The following is a 10,488-nucleotide window of genomic DNA, read 5'->3' on the forward strand; positions in this document are numbered from 1 at the left end:
GGCGGCCCCGGCGGTTTGCGCGCGCCTTTTTTTTTTTTTTGTGGTTGGGGTGGTGGCGCAACTTGCACGGGGGTGGGGGGCTATTGGGCCCCCCCCCCCGGGCGGGCGGACGCAGCAGCGTCCGCCGGCCGTGGCCGAAAATAACTTAGCGGATCTCGTTGATGCGGATCAGATTGCCCGCCGGGTCGCGGAAGGCGCAGTCGCGGACGCCGTATGCCTGCTGCGTGGGCTCCTGGACCACCTCGGCGCCGCTGGCCTGCACCTTTTCGAAGGTGCCGTCCAGGTCGGGGGTGCCTAGCACAAGGCGGGCGTAGGTGCCCTTGGCCATCATTTCGGTGATAGTGCGCCGCTCCTCCTCGGTGATGCCGGGGTCGGCCGCCGGCGGTTCCAGGACCACCGAGGTGCCGGGCTGGTCCGGAGGACCGACGGTGAGCCAGCGCATCCCGCCGTACCCCACATCGTTGCGGAGTTCGAAACCGAGGGTGTCGCGGTAGAACGCCAAGGAGGCGTCGGCGTCGTTATGCGGAAGGAATGTCCAGTGAATGGTGAGGTTCATGCCGCCAGTCTAGGTGCGGCCGGACGTGACCGCTTCTCGATTCCTGACCGGTCTGCTCACCTGTTTCACCACGCATGACGGCATGCCCACCGCCTCCCCGGCCGCCTGTGTCCGGTACGCGCTGGGCGGCATGCCGACCAGTTCGGTGAAGCGGCTGCTGAACGTCCCCAGGGAAGAGCATCCGACGGCGAAACACACCTCCGTGACGCTGAGGTCGCCGCGCCGCAGCAGCGCCATCGCCCGCTCGATGCGCCGCGTCATCAGGTAGGTGTACGGGGGCTCGCCATAGGCGTCCCGGAACTGCCGGCTGAGGTGCCCGGCGGACATGTTCACGCCGCGGGCAAGCGCCTCGACGTCCAGCGGCTGGGCGTACTCCCTGTCGATGCGGTCGCGGACGCGCCGCAGCCGCGCCAGATCGTCCAGGCGCTGTGTTGCGGCGGGTTTGCTGGTCACAGTCGTGATGGTGCTACGTCCCGCCGGAGTTGTCCAGTCCGGGGCTGCCCGGTTGCAGCCGGGTCCCGTCCATTGACCCACCGGTCCCATCCATTGTCTTAACCGTGCGCTCTCGTTAAGAATGAACGAATGACGGTCTATGTGAGAGCTCTCGAAACTGCAGTTCCGCCGACTTTGCTCATCCAGCATGAGGCCCGCGACGTGTTTGCGGCGCAGCCCGGGCTGACCCGCCTTGGCTCACGGCTTGTGTCCACGTGCTTTGATTCGGCCGCCATCGACACCCGGTACACGGCGGTCCGCGAACTGACCATGGACTCCACCACCGAAAATCCCCAGTTTTTCGATCCGCAGACCGGCCTGCTGCGGAGCCCCAGCACCAAGGCACGCAACAACCTCTTCGCCGAGGAAGCAACGAAGCTTTTCATCGAGGCGGCGGACACAGCCGTTTCCAAGTGTGACGGCATTGACCCGCTGGACATCACGCACCTCATCACGGTCTCCTGCACCGGCTTTTTCAACCCCGGCCCCGACTACAAGATCGTCCGCGCCCTGGGCCTCAACCCTGCGGTGCAGCGCTACCACCTGGGCTTCATGGGCTGCTACGCGGCCTTCCCGGCGCTCCGGGCAGCCAAGTCCTTCTGCGAGGCGGACCCGGCGGCGGTTGTGCTGGTGGTGTGCGCTGAGCTGTGTTCCCTGCACGTCCGGACCTCCAACGATCCCGACACGATCATGGGATCCGCGCTGTTTGCCGACGGCGCGGCGGCCGCCGTCGTGACGGCCCGCGAGGACCTGGAAGCCCCGCCGCTGCTCCAGCTGGACCATTTCGAGACGGTCCTGACCCCGGTGGGTGAAGACTCGATGGCCTGGAACATCGGCGATGAGGGTTTCGAGATGGTGCTCGGCAACTATGTGCCGCACATCATCGACGACCACATCGTGGGCGCGCTCGAACCACTGCTGGCACGCGACCCCTCGCTGCGGGAACTCGCCTACCGCGACATCACCCATTGGGCCATCCACCCGGGCGGCCGCAGCATCCTGGACAAGGTCCAGTCCCGGCTGGACCTCACCGACGAGCAGCTGCGTCCGGCCCGCGAAACGCTGCGGAACTACGGCAACATGAGCAGCGCCACGGTGCTCTTCGTCCTCAAACACGTACTCGACCTTCCGTCGCGGGAGGGGGACGAACGGATCTGCTCCATGGCGTTCGGCCCGGGCCTGACGGTGGAAACCGGACTGTTCACAAAGGTGAAGCAGCCGTCATGTGGGCCTGATGCCGTGGCGGGCGAGGCCGAACCGTCGCTGGCCTGAGCCGGTGAGAATCCCGGGAACGGGCCCAGGCATCCTCGGCCTGCGGGATACGGACGCCGTTGAGGACATGGACCGGCCGGACTGCGATCCGGACCGGCTGCAGCGCACCTACGAACAGTTCGCACTGGTCAACCGTGTGGTCTCCGGCTGGCATCGGCTGTACCGCACCAGGGTACGCCCGCAGGTGTCCGGCGCCGGTCCGGCAACCCTGCTGGACGTCGGTTGCGGCGGCGGCGACCTGGCCGTGATGCTCGCCCGCTGGGCGGCCAGGGACGGGATCCAGCTCCACGTGACGGGGATAGACCCGGATGAAAGGGCTTTCCGTTTCGCGGCGGCCCGCACACCAACACCCGGCGTCGAATTCCGCCAGGCGAGCAGCGGCGACCTGCTCGCCGAGGCAAAGCAGTACGACGTCGTTATCTCCAACCACGTGCTGCACCACCTGACGTCTCCGGAGCTGCAGTCGTTCCTGGACGATTCCGCCCGGCTCGCCCGCCGCCTGGCACTGCACAACGACCTAAGCCGGAGCGCGGCCGCCTATGCCCTGTTCAGCGCCGGCGCCCTGCCGCTCACCGGCTCCTATATCCGCAGGGACGGGCTGACGTCCATCAGGCGCAGCTATACCGTTCCGGAGTTGGCCGCCGTGCTCCCCGCCGGCTGGACGGTGGAACCGCACGCCCCCTTCCACTGCCTGCTCACCCACCGGCGGCACGATACCGACCGGCGGTGCCCGGCATGACCGATGTGCTGATCGTGGGCGGCGGGCCGGTTGGACTCTTCCTCGGTTCGCTGCTCCTGCAGGACGGGGTTGCGGTGCGTGTCCTGGAACGGCGGCCGGGCCGGAATGCCCACACCAGGGCCATCGGCATCCATCCGCCGGCGCTCGCGGCCCTGGAGCGCATCGGCGTTGCCCGGGAGCTGATTGGCCGGGGCGTCCCGATCCGCCAGGGCGTCGCTGTGAGCAAGGGCCGGCAGATCGCCCGGATGCCGTTCGCTGCGGTCTCCGACCGGTACCCGTTCGTCCTTGCCGTGCCGCAGCCGGTGACGGAGGAGGTGCTGGAGCGGCGGCTCCGGGAGCTGGATGGCGGCGCGCTGCTCCGGAACGCCCGGGTCACCGGAATGCACGACGACGACGGCCGGGTCACGCTCAGCGTCGCCGCCGGCGGTGGTGATTCCAGCCATTCCGCCGATTTCGCTGTGGGTGCCGACGGCGCCTACTCGACGATGCGGTCCCTTCTGGGGGTCACCGCGCCGCAGAAACTGTATCCGGACCACTACCTGATGGGTGACTTCCCCGAATCCAGCCCGTTCGGCAGTGACGCCGCGCTGTTCCTGGAAAGCGAAGGCATTGTGGAGTCCTTCCCGCTTCCCGGCGGTGTCCGCCGCTGGGTGGTCAGGCTGGGGAAACCGCCCGCATGCCCCGATCCGGAGCAGTTGGCGGGACTCGTTGCCCGCAGAACCCGTGTGGCCCTGGACGCCGGTGCGAACACCATGCTTAGCAGCTTCAGTGTCCGTTCACGGCTGGCAACGCGAATGGCCTCGGGCCGGATGGCGCTGATCGGAGATGCGGCGCACGAGATCAGCCCGATCGGCGGGCAGGGAATGAACCTTGGCTGGCTGGATGCGGAAGCGCTGCTGCCGGTGATCCTCGCCGTCATGCGTGGTGAGCCTTCCACTGACGCGCTGCGGCACTTTGATGCCACACGACGGCGGGCCGCTGCCGCGGCCAATCGCCAGGCCGAGGTGAACATGGCTTTGGGCAGGCCGCTGCCGGACGGCGTGCTGCGGCCCCGGAACGCAGCGATTGCCCGTGCCGCAGCCATACCGGCCTTCAACGCGCTGGTGGCCCGGCGCTTCACCATGCAGTAGGGCGGCGCAGCACGGCATGGGACTGCGCAGCGCAAGACTTCACGGCGCAGCCCAAGACTTCACAGCGCAGCCCAACAAGGCACTGCGGCAACCGGCACTAGGCTGTCCCCATGACCCACGCATCGCCGCCAACGACCTACAGCCCCGCCCGGATCAGGGAAACAGTGCAGGAACTGATGGCCTCAGAGGCCCTGCCGCCCATTGTGCAGGCCGGGCACCCGGTGCTGCGGCAACACGCGGCTCCCTTCGAGGGCCAGTTGGAGTCCGACGAACTCAGCCAGCTGATTGTCCTGATGCGGAAGGTCATGCACGCCGCGCCCGGCGTCGGTCTGGCAGCTCCGCAGCTGGGCATTCCGCTGCAGCTGGCCGTCCTCGAAGACCAGTTCGAGATCGACGAGGCCACTGCGGCGGCGCGGGGAAGGGCGCCGCTGGAGTTTTTCGCAATGCTGAACCCGTCGTACTCCCGCCTGGGCACCGGGACCGCCGCCTTTTTTGAAGGCTGCCTGTCGCTTTCTGGCCTGCAGGCTGTGGTTGAGCGACCCGAAAGCGTCCGGCTGGAGTATGTAAAGCCCGACGGCGGACAGGTCATCCAAGATTTCAGCGGCTGGCAGGCGCGAATCGTGCAGCATGAAACCGACCACCTCTACGGACGGCTCTACATCGACCGGGCCGAGCTTCGCTCGCTCAGCACCAACAGCGAATACGCCGCGCGCTGGGCCGAACCGGGCATCGCTACGGCCAGCCGCGAACTCGGGTTCCCGGCCGGCCCGCAGGCCGGCCGGGAAGCCGAAACAGAAGTGCGACGCGGTTAGGCCGAGGCGGTTTCAGCCGAGTCGCGGCGGCGGTTGCTGTCCGTCGGCAGGTACTTCGCCCACCAGTCCAGGATGTGTTCGAACCGCTGCCGCCGGTGATGCGGCGTCCCCGAGCGTGACAGCTCGTGGTCCTCGCCCGGGAACACGAGGAAGGCCGAGCCGACGCCCTGCTGCTTGAGGGCGGTGAAGTAGCGCTGGCCCTGTTCCACCGGGCAGCGCAGGTCGTCCTCGCTGTGGATCACCAGCGTGGGTGTCCGGACGGAGGCAACGGTTGCCATGGGACTCTGGGCCGCCACCTGCTCGGCTGCCGAGCCAACGTATTCGCCGCCGAAGAACCAGCCGATGTCCGACGAGCCCGTGAAGCTGACAGGATCCAGGAAGCCCCGCTCCACGATGGCCGCCTGGAACCGGTGGTCCTGGCTGATGGTCCATGCCGTGAGGTAACCCCCATAGGAGCCGCCCATGATTCCCAGGGCGCCTGCGTCCAGGGAGGAGAACTTTTCGAGGCTTCCGTCCAGAAACGCGAGCACGTCCAGCATGTCCACGGTGCCCATCCGCTCCTTGATGCTCCGACCATGGGCCTGGCCATAACCGGCCGAGCCACGTGGATTGCACATCAAAACGGCGTACCCGGCAGCGGCGTAAACCTGTGCCTCATCGAAAAACGCGCTGGTGTACTGCGCGAAAGGGCCGCCGTGGATGTTCAGCAGCACCGGGTGCGGGCCCTTCCCCGGCGGCAGGACCAGCCAGCCGTGGACGGGGTAGCCGTCAGCGGCCGGGAACGTCAGTTCCTGCGGTTCGATGATGCCCGCTTCAGTCCGCAGGGCTGCGGAAAAGTCGGTGAGCAGCCGCAGCTGGCCGTCTTCGAGGACCCCTACGTCGCCTGCCGTGGCGGCGTCGCTGTAGCTGAGGAACACCGTGCCCGCAGCGTCGCTGGCCCCGCCGACCACCCGGTCACCATGCACGAGGAGGGAGTGGTCTCCGGTGGCGCTGAATTCGACCAGCTCCACCGTGCCCTGGGCATTGTTGAGCACCAGCGCACTGTCGTGGCCGCGGAGGCCGATGGTGGCACCGGGCGCCTCGACGTCCATGTTCTCCGGGTCGCTCAGGGCTGTGGCGTCGCCGCCCGCGGCGGCCATGACGTAGAGGGCCGTGTTCTTGGCGACGAAGTCCTGGCGCGTGCTGCCCAGGTCCTGGCCCGTGAAGAACAGCCAGCGCCCGTCGGCCGACTCCCGGACGTCCAAAACGGTCTGGGCACCCAGATTGGGGACCGGCACCAAAGCCGGCGTGCCGCCGTCGGACGCTACGCGGTAGATGCCGGATACCAGGTCCCGGTCGGCATTCTCGTGGAGGGCAGCCACGAAGTAGACGGCACTGCCGTCGCTGCTAAAGGTAGCGCCGGAGTGGTCGGTTGCCGAGGTCGTGAGCTGGCGCGCCTCCGGGAACCCGGCAGCATTCTCACCAGACTCCGCCGAGCGTTCACCCCCGCTGCCGTTCTCGTTGCTCCCGCTGTCGCTCCGCTTGGCGGCGCGACCTACTGGTTTGACCCAGGGTTCCCCTCCCAGTTCCGGGACGTCCAGCAAGAAGAGCTGCTGCGGCTTGTCCTGCGTGTAGCCCTCACCGTTCATTCTGTACTTGTAATCCGTGATGAACCGCGCGTCCTCGGCACCGGACCCGACGCCGTCGACCGTTCCGTAGCGGCCCGCCTCCGGTTCCCTGGACGCGAAGACGATCCGGTTGGAATCCGGCGACCAGGCGAAGGAGCCGACGCCCATCTTTCTGTCGGTCAGGGCCTGCGGCTCCCCACCGGCCGCCTCCACCACGTGGAGCTGGGGCCTGCCGCCGGGCGCGGCGCGGAGGAAGGCCAGCACCCGGCCGTCCGGCGAAAAAGCCGGCGCCGTGTCGCGGAAACCCCGGGTCACGCGGCGGGGAAGCTTTTCCGGGTCCCGGGGGACGCTCCACAGCTGGCCGACATAGGAGTCGGCGTCAAAATCCGGCCGGACGACGGACACCACGGCCCTGGTGCCGTCGGGGTGGACGGCAGGGGCGGAAACGGAGTTGAGCAGCGGCAAATGTTCAGGCTTCACCCACGTGAGCCTAGCGGGTCGGGCGGAGGCACGGAACGGCAGCCATGCAAAACACCTGCCCTAGGATGGTCCTCATGCTTTCGCGCCTGCCCGACCTCCTTTGCCCCGTCTGCCGCCAAGGTCTCCAGGCCGTCCACGACGGCGGCGCCGGCCGGGTCCGGGCGCTGGCGTGCCGGGAGCGGCACAGCTTCGACGCCGCCCGGCAGGGGTACTTCAACATGCTGGTGGGCAAGGGAACCGCCTTCGAATCGGATACCGCCGAGATGGTTGCGGCGCGGACAGCCTTCCTCGACGCCGGCCACTACCGTCCCCTGGCCGACGCACTGGCCCGGGCCGCCGCGCCCTCACTGCGCGGGCCTGCCCCCACGGTCCTTGATTCAGGCACGGGAACAGGCCACTACCTGCGGGCGATCCTGGACTATCTGGAGAGTGAACCCGCGGACGGTGCCGGCCAGGCGGGCGCGCCCGACGGCGTGGCCGCCGTCGGGCTGGACATCTCCAAGTTCGCCCTGCGCCGCGCCGCCAAACTGAACCCGGAGGCCATCAACCTCGTGGGTGACGTCTGGCAGCCGCTGCCACTGCCCGACGCCGCCGTCGACATTGTCACCGTGGTGTTCGCGCCCCGCAACGCTGCCGAGTTCGCCCGCGTTCTCAAACCCTCGGGCCGGCTCATCGTAGTGACGCCGCGGGCCGGCCACCTCGCGGAAATCGCCAGCCAGGCCGGGATGCTGGGCATCGACCCCGCCAAGGACGAGCGCCTGGCCGAGGCGCTCGCAGGCCGTTTCTCCCCGCTGTCGACGCAGGACATCGACGTGGACCTGTCGCTTTCCCCGGCGGACGTGGCCAACCTGGCGCTCATGGGCCCCGCCGGCCACCACACGGACCGCGCCGCACTGACCGGGCGGCTGGCTGGCCTTCCGTCTACCTCCAGGGTCTCCGCGCTGTTCCGGATCAGCATCTTCGTGCCCTCGGAAACCCGCGCTCCATAACGGCTTGGCCACGTTCCTTCGTTGCCCGCCGTTCCCCTGCCGGGCGCTCCCGCTTCGGTCTACGATGGAAGAAAGTTACTGAGGGTCTGCCCCGCAGCCCTCGGGATCAAGGGGGAACGCGATGTTTGAATGGCTTGGCCAAAACTGGTGGGCACTGTGGCTCACCCTCTTCCTGGTGTTCGCCGCCGTGGAGATGCTGACCCTTGATCTGTTTTTCATCATGCTGGGCGGAGGTGCCCTGGCCGGCCTGGTGGCCGACTTCGCCGGCGCGGACCTGTGGCTGGAGATCGTCGTGTTCTGCGTCGTCTCGCTGCTCATGATCGCGTTCGTCCGCCCAGTGACCCTCAAGCACCTGCACAAGGGCCCGCCCGAACAGCGCACCAATATCGACCGCCTGATTGGCGAATCAGCTCTTGTCCTTGAGGCAGTTACAGCCACCGGCGGACGCGTGAAGATCGGCGGCGACATCTGGAGCGCCCGCTCGCAGTCCGGCGTACTTCCCGAAGGCCAGCGCGTGATCGTCTCGGCCATTGAAGGTGCGACGGCGGTCGTCTCACCTCAGGCTGAGACCGCCGTCCAGTAGGCGGCTCCCCCATGGGTTTCTGCTCCCGCCGCGGCGGAGCAGCAGATTGCGGCGAGATTTCGCCAGGTTAGAGCTTCACTGAAAGTTGGGGACAAAGGAGAAGTATGGATAGCCCAGGAGGAGTCGCCCTCACGTTCGTGTTGGTGGTTCTGATTATTTTCGTCATCATTGTGCTGGTCCGCTCGGTGCGGATCGTACCGCAGGCCCGGGCCGGCGTCGTGGAACGGCTGGGAAAGTACCAGCGGACACTCAATCCCGGCCTAACCCTCCTCATCCCCTTCGTGGACCGGCTCCTGCCGCTGCTGGACCTGCGCGAGCAGGTGGTGTCCTTTCCGCCGCAGCCCGTGATCACCGAGGACAACCTCGTGGTGTCCATCGATACTGTGGTCTACTTCCAGGTCACCGACCCGCGGGCCGCCACCTACGAGATTGCCAACTACATCCAGGCCGTGGAACAGCTGACAACCACCACCCTGCGCAACGTGGTGGGTGGCCTGAACCTGGAAGAGGCGCTCACGTCCCGCGACCAGATCAACGGCCAGCTGCGTGGCGTCCTGGATGAAGCCACCGGCCGCTGGGGAATCCGCGTCTCCAGGGTGGAGCTGAAGGCCATCGACCCGCCGCACTCCATCCAGGACTCGATGGAGAAGCAGATGAGGGCAGAACGTGACCGCCGTGCCGCGATCCTGACCGCCGAGGGAACCAAACAGTCCGCGATCCTGACGGCAGAAGGGCAGCGCCAGGCCGCCATCCTCAAGGCCGAGGGTGACGCGAAGGCCGCCATCCTGCGCGCCGACGGTGAGTCGCAGGCCATCCAGAAGGTGTTCGACGCCATCCACAAGGGCAACCCGGACCAGAAGCTGCTGGCCTACCAGTACCTGCAGACTCTGCCGAAGCTCGCCGAAGGCTCCTCCAACAAGCTGTGGATCATCCCCAGCGAAGTCGGCGAGGCACTGAAGGGCATCGGCAGCGCCCTGGGCGGAACCAATCCTGACCCGCGCTCGGGCGACCTGTTCGGCGGCCAGGACGGCGCCGCCCAGTCCGATGCCCAGTCCGGCGAGGCAGCGGCCCGGACCCAGCCCTAGGCGCCTCAAGGCCAGTAAACGGGAGGCAGGCCGTAACGGCCTGCCTCCCGTCGCTTCGCACCCGCCGGCGTTGCGGCGCTGTGTCGGATTGCTGCGTTGTGCCGAATTGCTGAGCTGCATCGGATTGCTGCGCCCTGCCGGATTGCTGCGCCCTGCCGGAATCCGTATAATGGGATATTTGTCCGGCCGGATCAGTCCGTGCGGAACAACAATGCTTGGCGAAGCGTTTCACCTAGTGATGCTACGTGAACCACACCGTAGTCCGGAGGCACCCTTATCAGGGCTTCCGGCTAGCGCGGAGTCCGCTCCGCGAACCGATTAGAGGGAGAAATCATGAGCGATCGCAGCCTGCGAGGCATGCGTCTTGGCGCCCAAAGCATGGAGACCGAATCCGGCGTGGAGCCGGCTCCGCGTCAGCGGGTTGAGTACCGGTGCGAGGACGGCGAACAGGTTTTTGTAACCTTTTCCTCCGAAGCCGAAATTCCCCCTGTCTGGGTTTCCAAGACCGGCAAGGAAGCGCTGCTCGTTGATGGCGAACGCCCGGACACGAGCAACGAAAAGGCAGTCCGTACCCACTGGGACATGCTGCTGGAGCGCCGCTCGCTTCCCGAGCTGGAGCAGATCCTCGAAGACCGCCTCACCATTCTGCGCGAGCGTCGTGGCGAACGGCGTTCAGCCTAGCCGCTGCTAGCCAGCAGGCGCCACAGACACATAAAGGCCGGTTCCGCTGCATCCATGGATGC

Annotated in this window: 11 protein-coding genes; 8 read left to right on the forward strand and 3 right to left on the reverse strand. The window is 67.3% G+C overall.

The features are described from left to right. Positions 1-145: 145 nt before the first annotated feature. Together ACFRAU_RS24405 and ACFRAU_RS24410 are read right to left on the reverse strand one after the other, a co-directional pair. Complete coding sequence (locus tag ACFRAU_RS24405; RefSeq protein WP_378001800.1) at positions 146-556, reverse strand: VOC family protein; 411 nt, start codon at positions 554-556, stop codon at positions 146-148. Positions 557-565: 9 nt separating this feature from the next. Then, the gene (locus tag ACFRAU_RS24410) at positions 566-1,009 is read right to left on the reverse strand and encodes a helix-turn-helix transcriptional regulator (RefSeq protein ID WP_378001806.1); all 444 of its coding nucleotides are present in this window, start codon (positions 1,007-1,009) and stop codon (positions 566-568) included. Between the two features lie 129 nt (positions 1,010-1,138). Here ACFRAU_RS24410 and ACFRAU_RS24415 point away from each other — a divergent pair, with 129 nt between their 5' ends. The 4 genes from ACFRAU_RS24415 to ACFRAU_RS24430 all read left to right on the forward strand — a co-directional run bounded on the left by ACFRAU_RS24415 (position 1,139) and on the right by ACFRAU_RS24430 (position 5,001). Continuing rightward, positions 1,139-2,320: a type III polyketide synthase gene (locus ACFRAU_RS24415; RefSeq protein WP_378001801.1), complete on the forward strand. Its 1,182-nt coding sequence runs from the start codon at positions 1,139-1,141 to the stop codon at positions 2,318-2,320. Between the two features lie 67 nt (positions 2,321-2,387). Further along, the gene (locus ACFRAU_RS24420; RefSeq protein WP_378001807.1) at positions 2,388-3,059 is read left to right on the forward strand and encodes a class I SAM-dependent methyltransferase; all 672 of its coding nucleotides are present in this window, start codon (positions 2,388-2,390) and stop codon (positions 3,057-3,059) included. Next, positions 3,056-4,189, forward strand: coding sequence for an FAD-dependent oxidoreductase (locus tag ACFRAU_RS24425; protein WP_378001802.1), 1,134 nt, complete (start codon positions 3,056-3,058; stop codon positions 4,187-4,189). Before ACFRAU_RS24420 ends, ACFRAU_RS24425 begins: the two co-directional genes overlap by 4 nt. 110 nt (positions 4,190-4,299) lie before the next feature. Beyond that, positions 4,300-5,001 carry a peptide deformylase gene (locus tag ACFRAU_RS24430; protein ID WP_378001803.1) on the forward strand — a complete coding sequence of 234 codons (702 nt, stop codon included), beginning with the start codon at positions 4,300-4,302 and terminating at the stop codon, positions 4,999-5,001. Here ACFRAU_RS24430 and ACFRAU_RS24435 read toward each other — a convergent pair. After that, entirely contained in the window at positions 4,998-7,088 is a 2,091-nt protein-coding gene (locus ACFRAU_RS24435) for a S9 family peptidase (protein WP_378001804.1), read from the reverse strand. The two genes, ACFRAU_RS24430 and ACFRAU_RS24435, sit on opposite strands and share 4 nt — an antisense overlap. A gap of 74 nt (positions 7,089-7,162) precedes the next feature. Here ACFRAU_RS24435 and ACFRAU_RS24440 point away from each other — a divergent pair, with 74 nt between their 5' ends. The 4 genes from ACFRAU_RS24440 (at position 7,163) to ACFRAU_RS24455 (ending at position 10,426) form a co-directional block, all read left to right on the forward strand. Beyond that, positions 7,163-8,077 (forward strand): putative RNA methyltransferase, encoded by a 915-nt coding sequence (locus ACFRAU_RS24440; RefSeq protein WP_377997323.1) that lies wholly within the window; start codon positions 7,163-7,165, stop codon positions 8,075-8,077. Between the two features lie 121 nt (positions 8,078-8,198). Continuing rightward, complete coding sequence (locus ACFRAU_RS24445) at positions 8,199-8,660, forward strand: NfeD family protein (protein WP_377997322.1); 462 nt, start codon at positions 8,199-8,201, stop codon at positions 8,658-8,660. Between the two features lie 104 nt (positions 8,661-8,764). Then, the gene (locus ACFRAU_RS24450; protein ID WP_377997321.1) at positions 8,765-9,745 is read left to right on the forward strand and encodes an SPFH domain-containing protein; all 981 of its coding nucleotides are present in this window, start codon (positions 8,765-8,767) and stop codon (positions 9,743-9,745) included. Positions 9,746-10,078: 333 nt separating this feature from the next. Further along, positions 10,079-10,426: an RNA polymerase-binding protein RbpA gene (locus tag ACFRAU_RS24455; RefSeq protein WP_003802221.1), complete on the forward strand. Its 348-nt coding sequence runs from the start codon at positions 10,079-10,081 to the stop codon at positions 10,424-10,426. The last annotated feature ends 62 nt before the right edge of the window (positions 10,427-10,488 follow it).

It is taken from the genome of Arthrobacter sp. NPDC056691, from assembly GCF_042791415.1.
Taxonomy (GTDB): Bacteria; Actinomycetota; Actinomycetes; order Actinomycetales; family Micrococcaceae; genus Arthrobacter.